Below are 22,774 nucleotides of genomic sequence, written 5' to 3' on the forward strand. Positions count from 1 at the left end.
GGCGAGGCCCGCAACGCTGTTCTTCTGCGTGGTCAGCTTTTTGTGCGCCGCTTCTCCAGGCTCTGCTGCATGACGAGAATCTCGTTCCTGATGTTCGGGCCGTGGTAGACCAGGGACGTTTCGTGGCGGGCTGCGGCTTCGTTGCGGCGCGCGCTGAACCAGTTGAACGAACCGACGCAATATACGTCCTCGTCCCCGATTACGATCTTGCTATGCACCATGCGCACGACGACGGATTCAATGCCGCAACGCCGCAGGCTCGCCAGGGACGATTCGAAATGGAGTTCCTTCCTGCTGCGTTCGGCGGGGTCCTGCGAGGCCAGATTCGATCCCTTGTCCGTATAGACGCGCACGGCTACGCCGCGCTGTACCGCGGCAGACATCGCGTCCAGCATGCCGGTTTCTTCCATGCAGCCTGGCCGTATCCAGGGCGTCACGATGTGGACTTGGCGTTGGGCGTTGGCCAGGGTCTCGCGCAGGAACGTGTCGTGTTCGTCGGCATCGAGCAGTTGCCGCAATGCCTGCCGTGGAGTGACCAGGTCCTGGCGCGGGCGATGCGGGAATTCCAGCGCGTTGGACGCCGCGGCGAACAACAGGTGTGCGAGCTGTCCGCGCGGGCTGCCTTTGTGCGCCTGAGAGTAGGTATCCATGTCGCCAAATACCAGGAAGGCATTCTTTGCCCGCGAAACGGCTACGTTGAGCATGCTGCTCGATTTGTCGATGAAGGGCCCGTCGGCATGCTTGGAGTACACGGAGGAGAAGATTACGACCGGGCGCTCTGCGCCTTGCAGCGCATGGACGGTTCCAACGGTCATCTCTCCGTTCTGCTTGCCGATCCGTATGCCGGCAGCCTGGCAGGCCGCGCTGATCGCGCGCACCTGACCGCTGAATGGCGTGACCACCGCCACAATGTCGGCCAGAGGCATGCCATAGTGCGTTTCCAGTCGCGGGCGCTGCTCGGTCAGCCATGCGGCGATGACCTCGGCTTCAAGCATGTTGCGCTTGCTGCCTCCGGCGCCCGATTCGCATATCCCGTCCACATGCAGGTAGCCTAGCGGGGGCAAGCCGTCCTGCATTTTCGGGCTGGCGGTGAGCTTGCCGCCGCGCATAGGCAACAGTTTGCCGTGGTAACTGAGAGCATTGCAGTAGCCAATGATCTCGTCGAAGCAGCGCCGATGCTCATAGAGGTAGAGTCCACGCGAGAGATCGGCATCGTAGTGCCACCGGCTGGCGTTCTGGGCGATGCGCATGACGCTGCCAGAGGCGGCCATCTTGCCGCCTTCGGAAAGCTCGTCATAGTTCGCTTGCCTGCCCTCCCGCGGCTGCAGAAGTCCGGCGCTGGCGAGATTGCCGACGTCGACTTGCCGGGGCACGGACCAGATCGGCTCGATCTGCAGCGTGTCGCCGATCACGAGGGCGGTCTTCGCCAGCGCGAACGACGCGCCAGCCACTTCCGGAAGAACCTGGCCCGCCTCGTCGACGATCAGGAGGTCGGCGAAGCCGTACAGATAGTCGTCAACGAAATTCGATCCGTCTTTGCGTCGGACCTTCATGAGCGAAGGCAGCATATGGAATGTGGAGACGATGCAAGGAGTGAGCATCATGCGCCGTTGCCAGCGGCTTTTCAGAGCGCTGGCGCCCCGCTTCTTCGGCTCCTGCTCCAGGTCAGGCAGCAGCTTCTCCATTTCCAACAGCCAGCGGCCTTCCCAATAGTGCGCGGCCAGATGAAAAATGGGAAATCGGATACGCGTATCCGCCAGTTTGTCGGCCTCGTTCAACGCGGTATCTTCCGCGCTCGGGCCATGGAGGCCAAGGGGCGCCAGGATGTCTTTCCAGGCCGTGCGGCCTGCCTGGAGACCACGCAGCAGTTGTGCGCCATGTTCGACCCGTGCTTGCTGCTTTTGCAGGGCCGCGCGGCTGGCGCTGGTCAGCGTGCGGAGGGCGGTTTCGATCTGCGCGATGGATTGCCAGTCCTGCAGTTGCAATTGGGGAACGGCCGCCTTCTTGATGAAGAGCGCCGCTCGTTGCATGCGCTTTTTCGCCACAGGCGGCAGCCATGCGAACAGGGTGTAGAGCAGTGACTCATTGGCCAGGTAGGCTTCCCAGTCATCGGCCAGTTGCTGGCTGCGCTTGCAGGCTTCATCCAGCTGTCTTGCTCGCGCCTCGCGATCGGCCTGACATTTTTCAGGGTCCTCGCCCAGCTCGTCCGCCGCCAGCTTGCGGGCCTGGACCAGTTGGCGCCAGCTGCTTTCCATGCCCCTCAGCTTGGCGGCCTCGGCGAGCAGGCATTGTTGCACTGTGTCGACGGCCGTCTGGACGCAGTCGACGCTGCTCCCGGGAAACGCGAGCCGTGCCGCGGCCAGGTAGTGGTCTTTGGCCTGCGCGACGTAGCTGGCGTTTTCGACGCTGTTGAAGAAGAGCTGGGTCTGGTATTTGGCCGCTTCGGCCAGGCGGGAAGCGGACGGGAAGTAGGCGCCGTAGCTGTGGATGTCCGGCAGCCATCTCCCGGAGAACGGTCCGCTTCCAGGCGCGAAATCCTTGCCGAATGCGTCGATGATGTTGGTGACGGCCTGGTTGTTGGTCGACGCCGCCACGATGACCGGCGGGGCTTCGCCCGCCAACGCCGATCTTGCCCATAGCGAAGCCACGACGCTGAGCAGCAGGGTGGTCTTGCCAGTGCCAGGCGGCCCGTTGACGGCGAGGATCTCGCCAGCCCCGCTTGCCATCAGATGCGTCAGCGCATCGCGTTGCGCAGCGGCCAGCGGGTAGCTGTCGTTCGCATGGCCAAGGCGGGCGGAGAATTTCTCCAGGGAATCGAGGCAAGGTTCGGGCGCGTCGACCTGTTCGCCCGCATACCGATCGAATAGAGGTGCGTCCGCGTTCGAGTGGACGATATGGTCGTACAGCTTCAGGATGTGCTGGCTCGCGCCGGTAACGGACTGCTTCTTCACCAGATAGCCGTAGTCCATCAGATCGAAGCCCTCGTGGGCGGCAGGCCAGCCGGGGCAGACCGCGTCGAGCAGTTTCTGGCAGCCGGATTGATAGTCCAGCCATTGCGTATCGAACTTGCGATCGTGCTCGGCGGAGCCCTCATCGCAGGCCATTGGTACTTCGACTTGGGGCACGGCATCCTTGCCGAGAAAGCGATCCAGTTCTTCCAACGCGCCCACGGTGTACATGCCGCGTTCAAGAGGATCGAGCAGATCGCGCGGGATGACCGTGCCTGCCTGAGGATACAAGCGGCCATCGCGGGCGAGGAGCGCCGAAGTGACGAGCGGCGTGGTGAATTGCGGTGCGCCGGTGCGCTTTTCCTTGCCATGCTCGAGCCGGGACGCATACACCCTGGGGCGGATCATGACGTCCACATGCTTGACGTCGTCGGCCTCGTTGGCAAAGCACTGCTTGACGATCTCCTCGTCCGCTACGCCGTGGCGGCCTGCCCAGCGTAGCGGCAGGAAGTTGGCTATGTCGCCTTTCGACAAGGCGCCGCGCCCCAATTCGGCATCAGCCAATGAGTTGCGCCAATAGTGAGCATATGCCAACGACTTCTGGTCCATCCTTCCGCCCTTCCCCGTTTAGTACGCTGCAGGATATCGGCTACAGGCCGTCGCGGCGCCAACGGGCGACATCTTATCTGATGGGCGTGGGTAGTCCGGGCGGCAGGTCCCGCATCGTCAGGCGGAAAGTCGAGACGGGCCGTTCAGTCCCACTGCGCCTTCAAGCCTTCCGGACTCACTTCGCGCCCATTGCGCTCCAGCGCCGCGATCTGCGCCATGTCCTCGTCCGTCAGCCGCAGGTCCTGGGCGAGCAGGTTGCTGGCCAGGTTCTCGCGCTTGGTCGACGAAGGAATGACGGCATAGCCCAATTGCAGCGCCCAGGCCAGCGCGACCTGCGCGGTCGTCGCGTCGTGGCGCTGGGCGATCTGGCCGATGACCGGATCCTTCAGCACCTTGCCATAGGCCAGCGTCATGTACGACGTGACCGGGATGCCTTGTTCCTGCAGGAAGGCGGCGAGCTTGCGGTTTTGCAGGTAGGGGCTGAGTTCGATCTGGTTGGTGGCAATCTGCTCGCGGCCCACGGCGGCGATGGCGGCGCGGGTTTCGGCGATGGGGAAGTTGGAGATGCCGATCTGGCGGGTCAGCCCTTGCGTCTTGGCCTCGGCCAGCGCGCTCATGAATTCCTCGATGGACACGCCGTTGCCAGGCGCGGGCCAATGGATCAGGGTCAGGTCCGCGTAGTCGCTGCGCAGCTTGGCCAGGCTGTCCTTCAGGCTGGGGATGAGCTTGTCGCGGGCGTAGTTGGGCACCCAGATCTTGGTCGTGACGAATAGTGCCTCGCGCGGCACGCCGGATTCGGCGATGGCCTGGCCGACCTCGGCTTCGTTTTCGTAGATTTGCGCGGTGTCGATGGCGCGGTAGCCAAGATCCAGCGCGTTGCGCACGGAATCGATGACGGCTTGACCTTGCAAGCGGAAGGTGCCGACGCCAAAGGCGGGAATGTTCATGGGTAACTCCTGATGGGTTCGCGGATCCGGGCGCAGATACCCGGGAATGCCTGCAGTGTGCCCGTCGGATACTTGCGGAAAAAGTCCGGTATGCACGAAAGACTTTTGATATAAATGCAAGAATGAAGACGACCCTCGATGAAATGCAGGTCTTTATCGCCATCGTGGACAGCGGCTCCATCACCGCTGCCGCAGACGTGCTGGGACAGACCGTTTCCGCCGCCAGCCGGACCATGAGCCGGCTGGAAGAGAAGTTGCAGACCACGCTGATGCGCCGGACCACGCGGCGGCTGGAATTGACCGAGGAAGGCCGCGCCTATCTGGAGCAGGCGCGCAAGATCGTGGCCGCGGTGGAAGAAAGCGAGGAACTGATGAGCCTGCGCCGCAACCAGCCGGCCGGGCGCTTGCGGGTGGACGCAGCCTCGCCTTTCATGCTGCATGTGATCGCGCCGCTGGTTCCGGGCTATCGCAAGCGCTATCCGCAGGTGGAGCTGGAACTGAACAGCAACGAAGGCAACATCGACCTGCTGGAGCGCCGCACCGACCTGGCCATCCGCATCGGACGCCTGAAGGATTCATCGCTGCATGCGGTGCCACTGGGCCACAGCCGCGTGCGCGTGCTGGCCAGTCCCGGTTATCTGGACGCGCATGGCACGCCGCGGCGCGTGGCCGATCTGGCTTCGCACATTTTGCTGGGCTTCAGCCAGCTGGAAGCGCTGAACGAATGGCCCCTGCTGGAGGCCGACGGCCAGGCCCTGCACATCAAGCCGCACGTGCGCGCGTTCAGCGGCGAAACCCTGCGGCAACTGGCCTTGAACGACGGCGGCGTCGTCTGCCTGTCGGATTTCATGACGCGCGGAGACCGCGCCAGCGGCGCCTTGCAGCAGCTGCTGGTGAAGCAGACGCAGGACGTGCGCCAGCCGATCAACGCGGTGTACTACCGCAACACCGCGATCTCTTCGCGCATCAAATCCTTCATCGACTACATGGTCCAGGCGCTGGGCCCGCGCGGTTTCGAATAGGGGCGCGGACGCTGCGCGTTCAGGCGCGTTCGCCGCTGACCGATTCGTACACCAGTGTCGCCAGCGTCAGGTCTTCCAGCGCGCTGCCCACGGCCTTGAACACGGTGATTTCCTGATCGTCGCGGCGGCCTGGCAGCTCACCGGCAGCCAGTTGGTGCAGGTCGCCGCGGATGTCCTCGCGCTTGAGCGCGCCGGCCTCGAAGGCGGCCAGCAGGTCGCCGGACTTGGTGGGCGCTTCGCCGGTGTCCACGTAGACCGAGGTGCCGTCGAAGCAGGCCGCGTCCGTCTCGCGCATTTCGGGCTTGAAGCTGCCGATCAGGTCCAGGTGCACGCCGGGACGCAGCCAGGCGCCGTGGATCAGCGGTACGGTGGACAGCGTGGCGCAGCTGATGATGTCGGCCTGGCGTGCGGCGCTTTCCAGGTCGGCGGCGGCCGCGGCATCGAAGCCCTGCGCGCGCAGCTCGCCCGCCAGCTTCTCGGCGCCGGCCGCACGCACGTTCCACACCAGCACGCGCTGGATCGGGCGCACGGTGCGCATGGCCTGCGCCACCAGGCCGGCGATGCGGCCGGAGCCCACGATGAGCAGCGTGCTGGCGTCGGCGCACGCCAGGTAATCCGCGCCCAACGCGGCCGCGCCCGCCGTGCGGTACACAGTGACGATGTCGCCGTCGACCTGGGCTATTGGCACGCCGGTGGTGGCGCTGTACAGGTTGTAGGTGGCGTGCAGGCCGGGCAGGCCCTGGTGGGTGTTCTCGGGGAAGATGTTGATGATCTTCACGCCGAAGTAGCCGCGGTCGCTCCAGGCGGGCATGATCAGCGAGGTGCCGTGCGCATTGCCCGACTGGATGGCGTGGACATGCCGCGGCGGCACGGTGGCGCTGCCGCGGAAGGCCTCCCGCAAGGCGGGAATGACGGCGTCGAAGGACAGGGCGTTGCGGGTTTGTTCGGTGTCGATGAAGCGCATGGTTGTTGCCTGCTGCGGGTCGGTCTGTGGGCCAGCAGGCAGTCTAGCAGCGCGGAAGGCGCCCGCCCGCGCCGCGGGCAGGCGTCGCCTTCAGTCGATGGCCGCCGTGGGCAGCGGATCGCCCGCGCCGGTGCGCTCGACGATCAGCTTGTAATGCTGCGGATTGCGGTGCTTGGCGAAGTTGAACACATGGTCGCGGAAGGCCTGGCCCATGGCCAGGTCGATGCGGGCGGTGATCACCTCGTCTTCTTCGCCGCTGGAACGCGCCACGATCTCGCCGGAAGGCGCAACGATCATGGAGCTACCTATCATGTGGTGGCCGTCTTCATGGCCGCATTTGGCGGCCGCGCCGACCCACACCGCGTTCTGGTAGGCGCTGGCCTGCAGCACGATCTCATGCGTGGTGGTGCGCAGGTGCGCGGGCTCGTTCCAGTGGATGTTGAGGGACGGCGTGTTGTAGCCCAGCACGATCAGCTCGGCGCTTTGCAGCGACATGACGCGATAAGTCTCGGGCCAGCGGCGGTCGTTGCACAGGCACATGCCGATCTTCACGTCGTTGGTTTCCCAAACGCCGAAGCCCAGGTCGCCGACCTCGAAGAATTTCTTCTCCAGGTGCTGGAACGGCGCGCCGATCTTGTGGTCGGAGTGGCCCGGCAGGTGGATCTTGCGGTACTTGCCGATGATTCTGGCGCTGCGGTCCACCAGGATGGCGGTGTTGAACTGGCGGCCTTCGGGCGTCAGTTCGGCGTAGCCCAGGTAGAAGCCTATGCCCAGCTCGCGCGCGGTGTCGAACAGCGGCTGCACGTCGGCGTTGGGCATGCTTTTTTCAAAGTAGCGCTCGACGGCCTCGGCGTCTTCCATCCAGTAGCGCGGAAAGAAAGTGGTCAGCGCCAGCTCGGGAAAAACGACAAACTCCGCGCGGCGGGCGGCGGCCTCGCGCATCATTTCGACCAGGCGGCGGACCACGGCCGCGCGGGAATCGGCAAGGTTCACAGCGCCCATCTGGGCGACCGCCAGGCCCATCTTGCGGGCGGGGTATGCATTACTCACGATGTGGATCTCCAGGCTGAAGGCGCAAGCATGCATGCACGGGCGGAAATCCGGAACCGCTGTGGCGACTGGCGGCGAGCCAGGGAAATTACGCCGGGCGCTACGCTAAGACGATGATCTGGCGGGGAATTCGGTCGGGCGGACACAAGCCGCCGCGACCTTATGCATAACGCGGCGTCATGGGGCCCATGCAAACTTTTATATCGGGTTTCCCCGTATGCCGGCGCTCAAAGCGCCTTGAAGGTCTTGAGGTGGATGCTGGTTTCGGTGGCGGCGATGCCCTTGAGCGTGCGCAGGCGGTCCAGCACTTCGGACAGCTGGTCGATGGTGGGCACGCGCAGCTCGGCCAGCAGATCCCAGCGGCCGTTGGTGTCGTGCAGGCCCGCCACGGCGGGTTCGCCCATCAGCAGACTCACGATCTTGCGGGTTTCGTGGCCTTCGACGGCAATGCTCATCCAGGCGACGATATCTTCGGTTTCCACCTCTGGCCGCAGGCGCACGGTGTAGCCGCGGATGATGCCGCGCTCTTCCAGTTTGCGGATGCGGTTGTCGATGGTGCCGCGCGAGACGTCCAGCTTCTTCGCGAGCGTGGCGACCGACATGCGGGCATCGGCGCGCAGCAGGCCGAGCAGGTTCTGATCTAGCGTGTCCATTGTGAAAAGTGCTAATTATTGCTGTCAGAGTGGCAGAATCTTAGCGTTTTGTGTTGATTGTTGTCACTATTAATTGGTTTGCCCATCCCCCAGAATTTCTGTTCCATAACTCGGGGAGAACAAATTGACGACGCTGCTTTCAACTTCCGACGTGGCCAAAATCGTGGCCCTGCAAGGCCCGCAACAGGTCTTTTCCGGTCTGCTGGACTACCTGCTGTCGGACTTTCTTCGATGGCAGGAATTCGACAAGAGCGCGCGGGTGGCCAGCCATTCGGCAACCGGCGTGATCGAACTGATGCCCACCGCCGACAGCGAGTACTACACCTTCAAATACGTGAACGGCCACCCGGGCAATCCGCAGGCCGGCCTGTCCACCGTGATGGCATTCGGCGCGCTGGCGCAGGTCAGCACGGGCGAGCCGCTGCTGATCAGCGAGCTGACCTTGACCACCGCGCTGCGCACGGCCGTGACCTCCGCCTTGGCGGCGCGCGCGCTGGCCCGGCCGGAGTCGCGCAGGATGGCGCTGATCGGCAACGGCGCGCAGAGCGAGTTCCAGGCATTGGCCTTCCACTACATCCTCGGCGTCGACACGCTGCACGTCTATGACGTGGACGCAGGCGCCACACGCAAGCTTGAAAGCAATCTGGCTTCAGTGCCCGGCTTGCGCGTGGTGCGCTTCGATAGTGCGGCAGAGGCGGTCAAGGGCACGGACATCGTCACCACGGTGACAGCGGACAAGGCCTACGCCACCATCCTGACCGCGGACATGGTCGAGCCTGGCATGCACATCAACGCTGTCGGCGGCGACTGCCCGGGCAAGACGGAACTGCATGCGCACGTGCTGCGCGCGGGCCCGGTGTTCGTGGAATACGAGCCGCAGACACGCATCGAGGGTGACCTGCAGCAGATGCCTGCCGACTTCGCGGTGACGGAATTGTGGCGGGTGCTGACGGGCCAATCCGCCGGACGCAAGAACGCAGCCGACGTGACCATCTTCGATTCGGTGGGCTTTGCGCTGGAAGACTTCTCGGCCTTGCGCTGGCTGCGCGACGCCGCCGTGCGCCATGGCGTGGGCGCCCGCATCGAGGTTGCGCCGCAACTGCCCGATCCGAAGAATCTGTTCGAAGCGGTACGGGCCGCTCAACCTGTTGCGGCCCGGGCCTGATGCCGGCGCGCGCGGAGCCGTCCGCGCAAACCGGGACGCTTCCGTGACGCTTTGATGGGCGCAAGCGCCGGCGTGGCGAACCACGCCGGCGCCAATGGCGGCCGCCTCATGTGCGGCTGGGTATTTCAACCGGCGGCGTTCCGTCGTGGAACAGCGACTTCAGCTGCGTACGCAACTCGGGGGTGTCGGCATGCTTGTGCACCGTGGTTGCATGCTGCACGGCGGCTTCCAGCAATTCGCCTTCGGAATCCGCCGCCAGCGCCACCGTGCAGTTCATTGCGCTGGGGTATTCGCGGCAATCGATGTATTTGCGGGTCATGAACGTCTCCCTGCGCGCAGGCTGCCTGGGCCTGCGCAAGAGCATCCGGCGCGCGGCGCGGGACGTCCGGGCCGCTGGCGCGTCGCAGCGGCGGGGGCGGTCTGAAAAGTATAGATCTGGCGCTACAGCTGCGGCGCAATTCGCCAGGTGCCGCTTGACACTAGTGCACGGATACCAGTGCGGCCGCAGCGGGCTTCAGAAGCTGACGCGCTGCTTCAAGGCCTGGGCGATCATCGCGATGTCGATGTCCTTGCCCGGATGCTTCAGGCAGAAGTCGTACAGCACGGCCACGTAGGCATTGCCCAGCAGCTTGGTGATGGCGCCGGCGGTGGTGGCGGCAATGGTGCCGCCCACTGCGCTGCCCGCGCCGGGGATGAATTTCAGCAGCCCGGAGACCACCGAGCGCCCGATCAGTGTGGCCGCGGACGCGCCCAGCGTGGAGGTGACCAGCGTGGTGATGGCGGCGGTATTCAGTTCCATGCCGAAAGTGATGCCGATCTTGGCGATCATGCCGACCTGGATGGGCACCAGCGCAACGGCGTCCGAGAACGGGATGGGCGCGGCGGCGGCCGACGCGGCCAGCCCCGCGGCCACGTTGACCTCTATCTCAGCCCGCTTTTTTTTTACTTCCAGGGCCTTCTTGTTGCGGGTGGACAGCGCGTTGGCATAGGCCCGCTGCTGCGCCTCGGGGATGTGCAGGGCGGTGGCCTCGATCAGGTTGTCCAGGCCCATGGGCGGCAGTTCCGCGTCCAGCTCCTCGATCCATTCCGGCAGCGCGCGCACCGCCACCACCTGCTTGGCGCGCGGCAGCAGCTTGCGCGCTTCGTCGACGAAGGGGCTGTTCTTGCGCGCCTTGGTCAGCACCGCCACGACGGGGATGCCGGCATCGGACAGCATGTTGCACAGTTCGATTTCCGCGTCTTCGACGCGGTGGCTGCTGTCCTGGATGCAGAGCCAGGCCACGTGCAGGTGCCGGTCCTGATCGTCGGCGGCGGAGCGTTCCTGGATCAGGTCCGCCAGCTGCTGGCGCGAGCGCTCGTAGTCGCCGACCTCCAGGCCGCGCGTGTCGATGATGGTGAGCGGATGGCCGGCCCGGGTGAATTCCTGGGTCGACTGGGTGACGGGCTTGCCCGCGCCGGTCTTGGCCAGGTCGCCGCGGAATACGGCATTGATCAGCGTGCTCTTGCCCACGCCGGTCTTGCCCGCGACCAGGATGTTCACGCGCCCGGCGCCGCGCGTGGCGGTGCTGATGGCGTCCGCGATGGCGTCCTGCAGCTGGGGCGTGTCCATGCGGGGCGTGCTCATGAGGTGTGTGCGTAGAAAGGCATGGGAAAGATTCTAGCGAGAAACGCGCGCCGCCATCAGGCGCCGCCCGCTGCGCCGTAGAGATGGGCCGATTCGGGGAAGGTCCGCGCGCGGACTTCGGTGGCATAGGTCTGCGCCGCCTGCTGAATGCGGCCGGCCAGGTCGTCGTAGCGCTTCACGAAGCGCGCGGTGCGCTCGAACATGCCCAGCATGTCGTCCACCACCAGCACCTGGCCGTCGCAGCGCGCGGATGCGCCTATGCCTATGGTCGGGCAGGCGACGGCCTCGGTGATCGACGCCGCCAGCGGCTCGACCACGCCTTCGATCACCAGCGAGAAGGCGCCGGCGTCCGCGACGGCGGCGGCGTCGGCGGCGATGCGGGCGTATTCGGCTTCGCCGCGGCCGCGCGCGCCGTAGCCGCCCAGGATATTCACGGCTTGCGGCGTCAGGCCGACATGGCCCATGACCGGGATGCCGCGCGCGGACAGATAGGCGACGGTCGGCGCCATGCTCTGGCCGCCTTCGAGCTTGACCGCGCCCGCGCCGGTTTCCTTCATGATGCGCGCGGCGGAGCGGAAGGCCTGCTCGGGGCTTTCCTCATAACTGCCGAAAGGCATGTCGACGACGATCAGCGCCCGGCGCGAGCCGCGCACCACGGCGGCGCCGTGCGCAATCATCATGTCCAGCGTGACGGGCACGGTGGAAGGCAGTCCGTAGATCGTCTGGGCCAGGCTGTCGCCCACCAGCAGGGCGTCGCAATGCGGGTCCAGCAGTTCGGCCATGCGCGCCGTGTAGGCCGTCAGCATCACCAGCGGCTCCTGGCGCTTGCGCGCGCGGAACGCGGGCACGCTCAGGCGGGGTGCGTGGGCGGCAGCCGTGTTCAGGGTGGCGGTCGTAGACATCGAAATTCTTCCTATCCAGGGTTGATTGCTTGAATCGGGACATTGCGATACCCGCATCGTAGCGGAAGGCCGCAGGCGCGGCCCCGCAGCTAGCGCATGGCTGTGCCCAGCAGGCTAATCTTTGCGGCAAAACGTAATCGAAAGTTTTGGGGCGCCGCGATGCCGTGCTCTGTGGAAAGCGTCGGCAACAAATTTAGGGACGTTTTGGAGTTTCCATAAAAGCGTTACATCTTCAAGGGTTCACTCGCTTTTTCGACAGGTCTGCCTGCGTAGAATTCGCCGCTTACAAGGTTATTTCGCGGCTTCCGCGCAACATTGCTCATGCCTAGTCCCGGGCTCATTCCACGTTTGCTGTGTTCGCGTCCGCTGACCAAGGGCCTGCGTTACTTCTATCGCCACACCCGGCCCGCCGCATACCGGCACAACGAAACCTTGTGGCCCTTTGTGACGGTTCAGCGCGGTGGGCAGGAGCGGCTGACAGGATGTGAACTGCGCGGCGTGCAAGGCCCTGCCACCACCCCGCTGGATCAACTGCCGCGCGACATCGCAGCCGACGCCCATCTGATATTGAGCGGCCCCTCGGTGGCTCAGATCGACTACGCGCGTTGCCGGCTGGATGTGACGATGGGCGTCAACGGCTCGATCGCGCTGCGGCGTCAGCACCCTACCCTGCGCTTTGACTACTACGCCATGCTCGATGCCGGTTTCGTCAACCGCAGGCGCGATCTGGTGGCGCAAGTGCTGGCGCAGGATCTGACGTTGTTCGTCACGCCCGAGGTCTACCGTTGGATAGGCTTCCTGTTCGACCGCAAGGACGTGCGCTGCCGCATCGCGCTGTTCGAAGAAGTGCACCAGCGCGCGCTGCAGCCGCGCGCGCGCCCCGAGCAGCTGGAAGCGCGCTTGGCCGACGACCCCGGACTGGTGCTGTTCGACGCGCGCAACCCGGTGCATGCGCACGGCTTCAGCCTGGACCCGCCGCGCGGCCTGTTCGGCGGCGGCACCGTGGCCTATACGGGCTTGCAGCTGCTGGCGTGGTTGGGCGCGAAAACCATATACCTGCACGGCCTGGACCTGACGGCTGCGGCGGGACCCCGATTCTATGAAAGCGCGGCAACGCAGCTGTCCACCGCGCTGGACCGGCAATTCTCCGGACACATCGAACCCGCCTTCCGGCAAGCCAGCCGGCTGCTCGGCGAACGCGGCATCAAGGTCTACAACCTGTCGCCCGCCAGCCGGCTGGGGGATGACGTGTTCGAGAAGCGCGACTGGAGCTGCCTGCTGCCCGAGCAGCCGTTTTCGAGTATGACCCCATGAAGATTCTGTACACCAATTTCCACCAAGGCGATGGCGGCGGCCACACCACCTACGTGATGTCGCTGGCGCGCATCCTGTGCGAGAAGTCGCAGGTGACCGTGGCCGCGCCCGCCAGCAGCCGCCTGCTGGCCGAGGCCGCGGCCCTGCCCGGCGTTCGCACGCTGGCCCTGGAATTCAAGGGCCGTCCGCTGCAGCAGCTGCGCGCGCTGCGCCGTCTGCGCGCCCTGCTGCGCGACGAACAGTTCGACGTGGTCCACGTCAACGGCTCGGCCGACCACCGCCTGTGCATGCTGGCGACCGTGGGCATGGGGGCGCGGCGTCCCTTCATGGTCTACACGCAGCACACCGACCGCAGCGCCAACAGCCTGGGTGCGCGGGTGCGCGCCAAATGGGGCACCAACCGCGTCATCTGCGTGTGCACTCATACGTTTCGCCGCATGAAGCAGTCGGTCTTCCGCAACGAGGACCTGCGGGTGGTGCACAACGGGGTGGATACGGAAAAGTGCAGTCCGGCCTCGCGCCGGGAGGCGGCGCAGGCGCGCGGCAGCCTGTTGCCCGACGGCATGCAGGGTCGGCTGGTCATCGGCAGCAATGCCGGCACCGCGGTCTACAAGAACTGGCTGGACATGGTGACCGCCGTGTCCATGCTGCCCGACAACAAGCGGCGGCAGGTGGTGGTGCTGATTGCGGGCAAGCTGCCCGATGCGGAGCAGATGCGCCGCGTGGCCGAACTGGGCATGTCGGAGCAGGTGGTGTTTACGGGCTTGATGGAGGACGTCAGCCCCTTCCTGTCGGCGCTGGACGTGGGCTTTGTGCTGTCGTCCAAGCTGGAGACGATTTCCTTTGCCTGCCGCGAGATGATGGCCGCAGGCAAGCCCGTGATCGTCAGCGCCGTGGGCGGGCTGCCCGAGAACGTCACCGATGGCCGCGATGGCTGGGTGGTGCCGCCGGCCTCGGTGGACAGCATCGTCGAAGCGCTGTCGAAGATCCTGGAAAACCGCGAGGTCCTGGGCGTGATGGGCGCCGAGGCCCGCAGCACCGCGCTGCGGGAGTTCTCGTTGACGACGTTCGTCGGCAATACCGAGCGCGTCTACCGCGAAAGCCGGGCGCAGCCGGCCTGATGGCCGCGCCCGGGTCTGCCGCTACTCGCTGTACGTCTTGGTGCTGTACAGGCTCACGGGCAGCAGATTCAGCACCGGCAGGCCGCTGACCGGGTCCTTGGCCTGCTTGTCGATGTAGGCCTGCAGCACGTCGGCATCCAGCACGCCGATGTCCTGCCGGCGCGAGGCCGGCACGTTGGCCAGGGTCTTGTAGCCGTCGCCGCCGGTGGCGTTGAAGCTCAGCACGAACAGCTTGTAGCTGCGGCCCGCGTCCAGCGGCAGCCAGTTGCCGCTGGCCTGATCCCGGACTTCGATGTTGGACACGCGGCTGCCCTGGGCCTGGGCCGCATTCACGTCCCAGCGCAGGCCACCGGCATAAGGATAGGGGCCGGTGGAGCCGCCCGCGCCGTAGACTGCCTGCATGCCGTCTTCCAGCATGCTCTTGACCTCGGCGCCGGTCACATCCAGGCGCCAGAGCATATTGCCGAAAGGCACCACTTCGATCACGTTGGCCGCCGTTACGTTGCCCAGTAGCGGCACGCGCACGCCGCCGCCGCTTTGCAGCGAGATGTCGGCGCCGCCATAACTGGCGTTGGCCACGTCCAGGTAGGCTTGGGCCACCAGCTGCTGGATGTCGCCGCCGCGCAGGCTGACGCTACCCAGCGTGTTGCAGGCGGCGCTGGAGCGGCTGTAGTCGCGCGAACCGGGGCCGCCCGGCACGCGCCGCGAGCATAGTTCCTGCGGCACCGAAGCGACGAGGCTGCGGCTGAACTGGTCGACCTTGGCCTTGAACGGCTGCAGCACGCCCGCGGCCTGCGCGTCCGGCGTCTGCATGCGCAGGAAGCCACTGGCCTGGATGTCGGTCTGGATCGCCGCCTCGTCGGCTGCCGAGGGTGCGGCGCCGGCGACCTTCAGCGGACCGTCCATCAGCACATGCGGCGTGCCGGCGCAGGCGGTGACGTCGCCGTTGGCGTCGAAGCTCACCTTCAGCTCGCCGACCACCTGCGAGTATTCCCACGCTTGCACCAGGCAGACGCGCTTGCCGTCCTTGTCCTGGAGCACGGTGGGATAGGCGCCCGCGGGCGAGCCCACGCCATAGTCCGCCATGGAGGCGGGACCCAGCAACGTGTGCGAGTCGCCGCCCACCACCACGTCCACGCCGCTCAGCTGCGCGATCACCTGCTTGTCATAGCTGTAGCCGATGTGGCTCATCACCACGATCTTATTGACGCCCTGCGCGCGCAGCGCGTCGATCTGCTGCTGCGCGGCGATGGTCTCGTCCGAGAACACGGTGCCGGCGTCCGGGCTGGAGGACTGCTGGGTCTTGGCGGCGATGGTCAGGCCCACCAGGCCGATATCCTGGCCGTCGCGCTTGAGGACCACGGCGGGCTTGACCATGCCGGGGGCGCGCGAGGGATTCAGCGCCGAGCCGGCGGCGAACGTGACGTTGGCGCTCAGCACGGGCGTCTGGCAGGCGCCCGCGTGCAGCAGTTCGATGAAGCGCTTCAGGCCGCTGTCGCCCTTGTCGAACTCATGGTTGCCCAGGGTCATGGCGTCGAAGCAGACGGTGTTCATCATGGCCGCGTCGGCCTCGCCCGGTTCGCCCGCTCGGTTGAAGTACAGCGTGCCGGTGGTGGCGTCGCCCGCGTGCAGCTTGAGCACGTTGGCGGATTGCGCAGCCAGGGCGTTGATCGCGCCCGTCACTCGCGGAAAGCCGCCCGTATCGGCGTTCACGGCGACGCGCCCGCCGGCAGCGTTCTTGAGCTTGAGGTCCTTCTTCTTGCTATCCAGGTTGGAATGATGATCGTTGATGTGCAGGATCGTCAGTTCCATCGGCCGGCCGGGAGCCGGCTGCTCGGGTTGTTCGACGGGCTTGTCGTCATCGTCATCGCCGCCGCAGCCGGCCAGCAGCGCCAGTGCGCTCAGCATGGCCGCGCCTGCGTTCCTCTTCCACGTGTTCATTCGCGTGTACCCCTCTGTCATCGGAGGGCGAATGGTCGCGGGTCAAGATGACGCCGAAATGAATGACAGTGCTGTCATGTTGCGCGACGACATGTCGCAAGCCTGTCATCCAAAAGCAACGGGCCCGGCGCATGTCGCGCCGGGCCCGTCGTTGCCGCAAGACGCGGGTTTAGTAGTGGATCACCGTGCGGATCGACTTGCCTTCATGCATCAGGTCGAAGGCTTCGTTGATGCGTTCCAGCGGCAGCGTGTGGGTCACGAACGGGTCCAGGTCGATCTTGCCGCTCATGGCGTCTTCCACCATGCCCGGCAGCTGTGTGCGGCCCTTGACGCCGCCGAAGGCCGAACCGCGCCAGACGCGGCCCGTGACCAGCTGGAACGGACGCGTGCTGATTTCCTGGCCGGCGCCAGCCACGCCGATGATGATGCTCTCGCCCCAGCCCTTGTGGCAGCATTCCAGCGCGGCGCGCATGACGTGCACGTTGCCGATGCACTCGAACGAGAAGTCCACGCCGCCGTCGGTCATTTCGACGATCACGTCCTGGATAGGCTTGTCGTGGTCCTTGGGGTTGACGCAGTCGGTGGCGCCCATGGCGCTGGCCAGCACGAACTTGTTGGGGTTGGTGTCCACGGCGATGATGCGGCCGGCCTTGGCCTGCACCGCGCCCTGGATCACGGCCAGGCCGATGCCGCCCAGGCCGAACACGGCGACGGTGTCGCCTTCCTTGACCTTGGCGGTGTTGTGCACGGCGCCCAGGCCGGTGGTGACGCCGCAACCCAGCAGGCAGACCTTTTCATGCGGAGCGGCAGGATTGATCTTGGCCAGCGAGATCTCGTTGACCACGGTGTATTCGCTGAAGGTCGAGCAGCCCATGTAGTGGTAGAGCGGCTTGCCTTCATAGCTGAAGCGCGAGGTGCCGTCGGGCATGACGCCCTTGCCCTGCGTGGCGCGCACTTTCTGGCACAGGTTGGTCTTGCCGGACAGGCAGAACTTGCATTCGCGGCATTCGGCCGTGTAGAGCGGGATGACGTGGTCGCCGGGCTTCAGCGAAGTCACGCCTTCGCCGACTTCGACCACCACGCCCGCGCCTTCGTGGCCCAGCACGGCGGGGAACAGGCCTTCCGGATCGTCGCCGCTGAGGGTGAAGGCGTCGGTGTGGCAGACGCCGGTGTGGGTGATCTTCACCAGCACTTCGCCGTGCTGCGGCGGGGCGACGTCGATTTCAACGATTTCCAGCGGCTTGCCGGGTCCGAATGCGACTGCTGCGCGTGATTTCATAGTTAGGGCTCCACGTATGTCAGATGGCGTTATTTCAGATAGGAACGGACCAGGCGCATCAAGAGATCGATCTCGGCTTCGGGTTCGATCGTGGCGTCCTGGCGGCCGCCTTGGGCGGTTTGGAGGAAGGTTTCGCGCAGATGGCTTTCCAGCACCTCGGCCATCAGGCCGGTGGCGGCGCCGCGCAAGGCGGCCAGCTGCTGCAGCAGCGCGCCGCATTCCGTGCCTTCGTTCACGGCCCGCTCCAGCGCCAGCGCCTGGCCCTGGATGCGGCGCAAGCGGGTGACGACGCGTTTTTTCTCTTCCGGGGAGTGCGGCACGGCAGGCTCCGATGAATACAGGGGGGGAGTATAGAAAATCTGGCTGCCCACGTCCACTACGGTACTCCCGCGCCGGGGACCATGCCTAGGCGCGGCGCGGGCGACAAGCCGGGGCCGCGCGGGGTCTGCGGATCCGCGAGCCGTCTGTACCTGTCTATACTAGGCGCTGACCGCCATCCGTCGCCTGGCGCCGCATTACAGGATCTCCCATGGCTTCCAATCCCCCCAAATTGCCCATCCAGGCCAATGCGCCGCCTGCGCCACTCTATGCGCAGGTCAAGCAAATGATCGCGCAGCAGATCCGCAGTGGCGCGTGGCCGGAACACTACCGAGTGCCGTCGGAAAGCGAACTGGTCGATGAGCTCGGGTTCAGCCGCATGACCATCAATCGCGCCTTGCGCGAGTTGACGGCCGAGGGACTGCTGGTGCGCATGCAGGGCGTGGGCACCTTCGTGGCCCAGCCCAAGGCGCGCTCGGCGCTGTTCGCCGTCAATAACATCGCCGACGAGATCGCGGCGCGCAATCATCGCCACCACAGCCGCGTGGTGCGTCTGGCCGAAGAGCCTGCAGGCGCCGAACAGGCGCTGGCGCTGGATATCCGCGCCGGGCAGCCGGTGTACCACTCGATCATCGTGCACTACGAAGACGACCTGCCGATCCAGCTGGAGGACCGCTACGTCAATGTGGGCCTGGCGCCGGACTACCTGAAGCAGGACTTTACGCATAGCACGCCGTACGAATACCTGACGCGCGTCGCGCCGCTGAGCGAAGGCGAGCACGTGGTCGAGGCCATCCTCGCCAAGCCGCGCGAATGCCAGCTGTTGCAGATCGAGCGCGACGAGCCCTGTCTGTTGATCAGCCGCCGCACCTGGTCGGGCGATCGCGCCGTCACCCTGGCCCGTTTGATTCACCCTGGTTCCCGGCACCGCCTGGAAGGCAAGTTCACCTCATGAAGCAACCCGAAGTCCATCTGTATCGCGCCGCCGACTATCCGCGCATGCCCTGGCGCAACGGCGGCGGCACCACGCAGGAAGTCGTCTGCAATCCCGGCGGCAGCGCGGCCGGGTTCGACTGGCGCCTGTCCATCGCCGATGTGGCACAGGACGGCGGCTTTTCCGCGTTCACGGGCTATCAGCGCATCATCACGGTACTGGAGGGCTCGGGCATCCAGCTGACGGTGGACGGCAGCCTGCAGACGCCGCTCACGCCGCGCCAGGCCTATGCCTTCGCAGGCGAGGCCCAAGTGCAGTGCCGTCTGCTGGATGGGCCGATACGCGACTTCAACCTGATCTACGCGCCGGCGCGCTGGCATGCCCGGCTGCAGTGGGTGGCGGGCGCAGGGCCATGGACATTCCACAGCGCCGCGCGCGATGTGCTGGTGCTGACGGCGGGCGGCGCGCTTACGGTGCGCATCGACGGCAAGCCGCAAGTGCTGCCGTCGCGTTACGACTGCCTGCATGCCGAGTCCATGGACTGCCTGGCCGAGTACCGGCTGGAGGCCGAAGCGCCGCTGGACGCCTGCGTGATCGAACTGTTGCCGCGTAGCGTCTGATTGCGCGGCCGCCTGGAGCGGCCGTATTCCGTTGTTGCCGATGAAAGCCGGGGTGCTGTCGCCTCGGCTTTTTATTCGGGTAATCCCTGAGAAAAATCGACCCATATTGACTTGTATATACAAGCATAGGCATCCTATGATCCAGACAAGCGCAGCGCCACGCAGGCGCGCAACCGAACCGATCAAGGAGAGCCTCTTGGACAACTCGAACCGATACCGCGACGTGGTCATCCGCGCACCGCGCGGCAAGCAACTGAACGCCAAGAGCTGGCTGACCGAAGCCCCCTTGCGCATGCTGATGAACAACCTGGATCCCGACGTGGCCGAGAACCCGAAGGAACTGGTGGTTTACGGCGGCATCGGCCGCGCCGCCCGGGACTGGGATTGCTATGACAAGATCGTCGAATCGCTCAAGAACCTGAACGAAGACGAAACCCTGCTGGTGCAATCCGGCAAGCCGGTAGGCGTTTTCAAGACCCATGCCAACGCGCCGCGCGTGCTGATTGCCAACTCCAACCTGGTGCCGCACTGGGCCACCTGGGAACACTTCAACGAACTGGATGCCAAGGGCCTGGCCATGTACGGCCAGATGACGGCGGGCAGCTGGATCTACATCGGCAGCCAGGGCATCGTGCAGGGTACGTACGAGACCTTCGTCGAGGCGGGCCGCCAGCACTATGGCGGCAACCTCAAAGGGCGCTGGGTGCTGACCGCCGGCCTGGGCGGCATGGGCGGCGCGCAACCGCTGGCGGCCACGCTGGCTGGCGCCTGCTCGCTGAACATCGAATGCCAGCAGACCAGCATCGATTTCCGCCTGCGCACCCGCTATGTGGACGAACAGGCGCGCGACCTGGATGACGCGTTGGCGCGCATCGCCAAGTACACGCAGGAAGGCCGCGCCGTTTCCATCGCCCTGTGCGGCAACGCCGCCGAGATCCTGCCGGAACTGGTGCGCCGCGGCGTGCGCCCGGACATGGTGACGGACCAGACCAGCGCGCACGATCCGCTGAACGGCTATCTGCCGGCCGGCTGGACCTGGCAGGACTATCGCGCGCGCGCCAAGCGCGAACCGGCCGCGGTCATCAAGGCGGCCAAGCAGTCCATGGCGGTGCACGTGCAGGCCATGCTGGCCTTCCAGCGCCAGGGCGTTCCGACCTTCGATTATGGCAACAACATCCGCCAGATGGCCAAGGAAGAAGGCGTGGCGGACGCGTTCGATTTTCCGGGTTTCGTGCCCGCCTACATCCGGCCATTGTTCTGCCGCGGCGTGGGCCCGTTCCGCTGGGCCGCGCTGTCGGGCGATCCGCAAGACATCTACAAGACCGACGCCAAGGTCAAGGAACTGATCCCGGACGACGCACACCTGCACCGCTGGCTGGACATGGCGCGCGAACGCATCAGCTTCCAGGGCCTGCCGGCGCGCATCTGCTGGGTGGGCCTGGGCCAGCGCGCCAAGCTGGGCCTGGCGTTCAATGAAATGGTCCGCACGGGCGAGCTGTCGGCGCCCATCGTCATCGGCCGCGACCATCTGGATTCCGGCTCTGTCGCCAGCCCCAACCGTGAAACGGAATCGATGCGCGACGGTTCGGATGCGGTATCCGACTGGCCGCTGCTGAACGCACTGCTGAACACGGCCAGCGGCGCGACCTGGGTGTCGCTGCACCATGGCGGCGGCGTGGGCATGGGTTTTTCGCAGCATGCCGGCATGGTCATCGTCTGCGACGGCACGGACGAGGCGGCCGAGCGCATCGCCCGCGTGCTGACCAACGATCCGGGCACGGGCGTCATGCGGCATGCCGACGCGGGCTACGCAGCCGCCATTGAATGCGCGCAGGAGCAGGGCCTGAATCTGCCCATGCTTGCGGGCAAGCGCTGATACCGCGCCGCCCATACCCGCGGGCCGCGACCGCGCCCGTCCATACGCCATGACCGAGACTACGCAATGACTCAGGACAGCCAGGCAGCAAGAGGGCCGCTCATCGAGCGGCGCTCGATCGATTTCATTCCCGAAACGGAGCGCCACGGCAAGCTCTACAGCCAGTTCACGCTGTGGATGGGCGCCAATCTGCAGATCACCGCCATCATCACCGGAGCCTTGGCGGTGGTGCTGGGCGGAGACGTTTTCTGGTCGCTGATCGGGCTGTTCGTCGGCCAGGTTTTTGGCGGCGCGGTGATGGCGCTGCATGCTGCCCAGGGACCCAAGCTGGGATTGCCCCAAATGATCTCCAGCCGGGTGCAGTTCGGCGTCTATGGCGCGGCGATCCCCATCGTGCTGGTGTGCCTGATGTACCTGGGATTCACGGCCACGGGCACGGTGCTGTCGGGGCAGGCCCTGGGCCAGTTGTTCGGCGTGAGCGATACGGCCGGCATCCTGATATTCGCCGCCGTGATCGCCGGGGTGACGTTGTTCGGCTACCGCATGATCCACATCATCGGGCGGATCGCGACGGTGCTGGGCATCATTGCCTTCTTCTACCTGTTCAGCCGCGTGATCGCGCTGGGCGACGTGGGCCAGTTGCTGCAGATCCGCCACTTCACGTGGAGTTCCTTCCTGCTGTCGGTGTCGCTGGCGGCATCGTGGCAGATCGCCTATGGGCCTTACGTCGCGGACTACTCGCGCTATCTGCCGAGCCGGACCTCGTCGTTCAAGACCTTCCTGGCGGTAGGGCTGGGTTCGGTGCTGGGCGCGCAGATTGCAATGGTGCTGGGCGTGCTGGCCGCGGCCATGGCGGCCGGCCAGTTTGCCGGGCGCGAGGTCGCCTACATCGTCGGGCTGGGCGGCACGGGAGCCATGGCCGCGCTGCTGTACTTCACCATCGCGTTCGGCAAGGTCACGATTTCGACGCTGAACTCCTACGGCAGCTTCATGTGCATCGCGACCATCGCCAGCGGCTTTCGCGGACATGTGGAGATTTCCCGCCGGCAGCGCGCGCTGTTGGTGCTGGTGATCGTCGCGGCGGCCACGGCGGTGGCGCTGATCGGGCAGCATTCCTTCCTGAACGCGTTCAAGTCCTTCATCCTGTTTCTGCTGGCGTTTTTCGTGCCGTGGAGCGCGGTTAATCTGGTCGACTACTACTTCGTGAGCCGCGAGCAATACGACGTGGAAGCGCTGTCGGATCCGAATGGGCGCTATGGCCGTTGGAACTGGCCAGGGATCCTGATATATCTGTTCGGGGTGCTGGTGCAGATGCCCTTCATTTCGACCAAGCTCTACACGGGTCCGATGGTCGAGCGCCTGGGCGGGGTGGATATCTCGTGGATCATCGGCCTGGTCGTGCCCAGCATCCTGTATTACCTGTTCGCGCGCCGGGATGCCGTACCGCAACCTCGCGGCGCCGCCCGCGCCACCCATACGCTTTGACG

At 65.6% G+C, this 22,774-nt stretch carries 19 protein-coding genes; 8 read left to right on the forward strand and 11 right to left on the reverse strand.

Annotated features, from left to right (window positions below):
• Nucleotides 1–32: 32 nt before the first annotated feature.
• Together DXK93_RS09245 and dkgB are read right to left on the reverse strand one after the other, a co-directional pair.
• Nucleotides 33–3,557 carry an AAA domain-containing protein gene (locus DXK93_RS09245; protein WP_119449887.1) on the reverse strand — a complete coding sequence of 1,175 codons (3,525 nt, stop codon included), beginning with the start codon at nucleotides 3,555–3,557 and terminating at the stop codon, nucleotides 33–35.
• Between the two features lie 143 nt (nucleotides 3,558–3,700).
• A complete protein-coding gene (dkgB, locus tag DXK93_RS09250; RefSeq protein WP_119449888.1) occupies nucleotides 3,701–4,504 on the reverse strand; it encodes a 2,5-didehydrogluconate reductase DkgB in 804 nt (267 codons plus the stop codon).
• 122 nt (nucleotides 4,505–4,626) lie between these two features.
• Here dkgB and DXK93_RS09255 point away from each other — a divergent pair, with 122 nt between their 5' ends.
• Nucleotides 4,627–5,526, forward strand: coding sequence for a LysR substrate-binding domain-containing protein (locus tag DXK93_RS09255; RefSeq protein WP_119449889.1), 900 nt, complete (start codon nucleotides 4,627–4,629; stop codon nucleotides 5,524–5,526).
• Nucleotides 5,527–5,545: 19 nt separating this feature from the next.
• Here DXK93_RS09255 and DXK93_RS09260 read toward each other — a convergent pair whose 3' ends face one another.
• The 3 genes from DXK93_RS09260 to DXK93_RS09270 form a co-directional block, all read right to left on the reverse strand.
• Nucleotides 5,546–6,490 (reverse strand): ornithine cyclodeaminase family protein, encoded by a 945-nt coding sequence (locus DXK93_RS09260; RefSeq protein WP_119449890.1) that lies wholly within the window; start codon nucleotides 6,488–6,490, stop codon nucleotides 5,546–5,548.
• 90 nt (nucleotides 6,491–6,580) lie between these two features.
• The gene (locus tag DXK93_RS09265) at nucleotides 6,581–7,513 is read right to left on the reverse strand and encodes an N-carbamoyl-D-amino-acid hydrolase (RefSeq protein WP_175162049.1); all 933 of its coding nucleotides are present in this window, start codon (nucleotides 7,511–7,513) and stop codon (nucleotides 6,581–6,583) included.
• A 254-nt stretch (nucleotides 7,514–7,767) separates the two neighbouring features.
• Nucleotides 7,768–8,193, reverse strand: coding sequence for an Lrp/AsnC family transcriptional regulator (locus DXK93_RS09270; protein ID WP_119449891.1), 426 nt, complete (start codon nucleotides 8,191–8,193; stop codon nucleotides 7,768–7,770).
• 124 nt (nucleotides 8,194–8,317) lie between these two features.
• Here DXK93_RS09270 and DXK93_RS09275 point away from each other — a divergent pair, with 124 nt between their 5' ends.
• A complete protein-coding gene (locus DXK93_RS09275; RefSeq protein ID WP_119449892.1) occupies nucleotides 8,318–9,358 on the forward strand; it encodes an ornithine cyclodeaminase in 1,041 nt (346 codons plus the stop codon).
• A 106-nt stretch (nucleotides 9,359–9,464) separates the two neighbouring features.
• Here the strand turns inward: DXK93_RS09275 and DXK93_RS09280 are convergent, their stop codons facing one another.
• The 3 genes from DXK93_RS09280 to panB all read right to left on the reverse strand — a co-directional run bounded on the left by DXK93_RS09280 (nucleotide 9,465) and on the right by panB (nucleotide 11,884).
• Entirely contained in the window at nucleotides 9,465–9,677 is a 213-nt protein-coding gene (locus DXK93_RS09280; RefSeq protein ID WP_054455373.1) for a DUF1059 domain-containing protein, read from the reverse strand.
• A gap of 195 nt (nucleotides 9,678–9,872) precedes the next feature.
• Entirely contained in the window at nucleotides 9,873–10,982 is a 1,110-nt protein-coding gene (locus DXK93_RS09285) for a YcjF family protein (protein WP_119449893.1), read from the reverse strand.
• Between the two features lie 56 nt (nucleotides 10,983–11,038).
• Entirely contained in the window at nucleotides 11,039–11,884 is an 846-nt protein-coding gene (gene panB, locus DXK93_RS09290; RefSeq protein WP_119449894.1) for a 3-methyl-2-oxobutanoate hydroxymethyltransferase, read from the reverse strand.
• Nucleotides 11,885–12,205: 321 nt separating this feature from the next.
• Between panB and DXK93_RS09295 the strand changes: the two genes are divergently transcribed.
• Nucleotides 12,206–13,198 (forward strand): hypothetical protein, encoded by a 993-nt coding sequence (locus tag DXK93_RS09295; RefSeq protein WP_119449895.1) that lies wholly within the window; start codon nucleotides 12,206–12,208, stop codon nucleotides 13,196–13,198.
• Complete coding sequence (locus DXK93_RS09300) at nucleotides 13,195–14,319, forward strand: glycosyltransferase family 4 protein (RefSeq protein ID WP_054455364.1); 1,125 nt, start codon at nucleotides 13,195–13,197, stop codon at nucleotides 14,317–14,319. The genes DXK93_RS09295 and DXK93_RS09300 overlap by 4 nt, the downstream gene beginning before the upstream one ends.
• Before the next feature lie 21 nt (nucleotides 14,320–14,340).
• Here the strand turns inward: DXK93_RS09300 and DXK93_RS09305 are convergent, their stop codons facing one another.
• The 3 genes from DXK93_RS09305 to DXK93_RS09315 form a co-directional block, all read right to left on the reverse strand.
• The gene (locus DXK93_RS09305; protein ID WP_119449896.1) at nucleotides 14,341–16,260 is read right to left on the reverse strand and encodes a bifunctional UDP-sugar hydrolase/5'-nucleotidase; all 1,920 of its coding nucleotides are present in this window, start codon (nucleotides 16,258–16,260) and stop codon (nucleotides 14,341–14,343) included.
• Between the two features lie 169 nt (nucleotides 16,261–16,429).
• Entirely contained in the window at nucleotides 16,430–17,539 is a 1,110-nt protein-coding gene (locus DXK93_RS09310) for an S-(hydroxymethyl)glutathione dehydrogenase/class III alcohol dehydrogenase (protein WP_054455360.1), read from the reverse strand.
• A 29-nt stretch (nucleotides 17,540–17,568) separates the two neighbouring features.
• Complete coding sequence (locus tag DXK93_RS09315; RefSeq protein ID WP_054455908.1) at nucleotides 17,569–17,859, reverse strand: metal-sensing transcriptional repressor; 291 nt, start codon at nucleotides 17,857–17,859, stop codon at nucleotides 17,569–17,571.
• Nucleotides 17,860–18,068: 209 nt separating this feature from the next.
• On the opposite strand from DXK93_RS09315, the gene hutC reads away from it, so the two are divergent.
• The 4 genes from hutC to DXK93_RS09335 all read left to right on the forward strand — a co-directional run bounded on the left by hutC (nucleotide 18,069) and on the right by DXK93_RS09335 (nucleotide 22,772).
• Entirely contained in the window at nucleotides 18,069–18,812 is a 744-nt protein-coding gene (hutC, locus tag DXK93_RS09320) for a histidine utilization repressor (RefSeq protein WP_054455358.1), read from the forward strand.
• Entirely contained in the window at nucleotides 18,809–19,411 is a 603-nt protein-coding gene (locus tag DXK93_RS09325; protein WP_119449897.1) for a HutD family protein, read from the forward strand. The genes hutC and DXK93_RS09325 overlap by 4 nt, the downstream gene beginning before the upstream one ends.
• A gap of 196 nt (nucleotides 19,412–19,607) precedes the next feature.
• Complete coding sequence (hutU, locus tag DXK93_RS09330; protein WP_054455354.1) at nucleotides 19,608–21,287, forward strand: urocanate hydratase; 1,680 nt, start codon at nucleotides 19,608–19,610, stop codon at nucleotides 21,285–21,287.
• Between the two features lie 66 nt (nucleotides 21,288–21,353).
• Entirely contained in the window at nucleotides 21,354–22,772 is a 1,419-nt protein-coding gene (locus DXK93_RS09335; protein WP_119449898.1) for a cytosine permease, read from the forward strand.
• The last annotated feature ends 2 nt before the right edge of the window (nucleotides 22,773–22,774 follow it).

The sequence above is a fragment of the Achromobacter sp. K91 genome (genome assembly GCF_003576205.1).
Classification (GTDB): domain Bacteria; phylum Pseudomonadota; class Gammaproteobacteria; order Burkholderiales; family Burkholderiaceae_B; genus Achromobacter; species Achromobacter aegrifaciens.

Excerpts from the sequence above, each read along its gene's own strand:
- DXK93_RS09245 (WP_119449887.1), bottom strand. The coding sequence starts at position 3,557 with ATGGACCAGAAGTCGTTGGCATATGCTCACTATTGGCGCAACTCATTG.
- dkgB (WP_119449888.1), bottom strand. The coding sequence starts at position 4,504 with ATGAACATTCCCGCCTTTGGCGTCGGCACCTTCCGCTTGCAAGGTCAA.
- DXK93_RS09255 (WP_119449889.1), top strand. The coding sequence starts at position 4,627 with ATGAAGACGACCCTCGATGAAATGCAGGTCTTTATCGCCATCGTGGAC.
- DXK93_RS09260 (WP_119449890.1), bottom strand. The coding sequence starts at position 6,490 with ATGCGCTTCATCGACACCGAACAAACCCGCAACGCCCTGTCCTTCGAC.
- DXK93_RS09265 (WP_175162049.1), bottom strand. The coding sequence starts at position 7,513 with ATGGGCCTGGCGGTCGCCCAGATGGGCGCTGTGAACCTTGCCGATTCC.
- DXK93_RS09270 (WP_119449891.1), bottom strand. The coding sequence starts at position 8,193 with ATGGACACGCTAGATCAGAACCTGCTCGGCCTGCTGCGCGCCGATGCC.
- DXK93_RS09280 (WP_054455373.1), bottom strand. The coding sequence starts at position 9,677 with ATGACCCGCAAATACATCGATTGCCGCGAATACCCCAGCGCAATGAAC.
- DXK93_RS09285 (WP_119449893.1), bottom strand. The coding sequence starts at position 10,982 with ATGAGCACGCCCCGCATGGACACGCCCCAGCTGCAGGACGCCATCGCG.
- panB (WP_119449894.1), bottom strand. The coding sequence starts at position 11,884 with ATGTCTACGACCGCCACCCTGAACACGGCTGCCGCCCACGCACCCCGC.
- DXK93_RS09295 (WP_119449895.1), top strand. The coding sequence starts at position 12,206 with ATGCCTAGTCCCGGGCTCATTCCACGTTTGCTGTGTTCGCGTCCGCTG.
- DXK93_RS09300 (WP_054455364.1), top strand. The coding sequence starts at position 13,195 with ATGAAGATTCTGTACACCAATTTCCACCAAGGCGATGGCGGCGGCCAC.
- DXK93_RS09305 (WP_119449896.1), bottom strand. The coding sequence starts at position 16,260 with ATGAACACGTGGAAGAGGAACGCAGGCGCGGCCATGCTGAGCGCACTG.
- DXK93_RS09310 (WP_054455360.1), bottom strand. The coding sequence starts at position 17,539 with ATGAAATCACGCGCAGCAGTCGCATTCGGACCCGGCAAGCCGCTGGAA.
- hutC (WP_054455358.1), top strand. The coding sequence starts at position 18,069 with ATGGCTTCCAATCCCCCCAAATTGCCCATCCAGGCCAATGCGCCGCCT.
- DXK93_RS09325 (WP_119449897.1), top strand. The coding sequence starts at position 18,809 with ATGAAGCAACCCGAAGTCCATCTGTATCGCGCCGCCGACTATCCGCGC.
- DXK93_RS09335 (WP_119449898.1), top strand. The coding sequence starts at position 21,354 with ATGACTCAGGACAGCCAGGCAGCAAGAGGGCCGCTCATCGAGCGGCGC.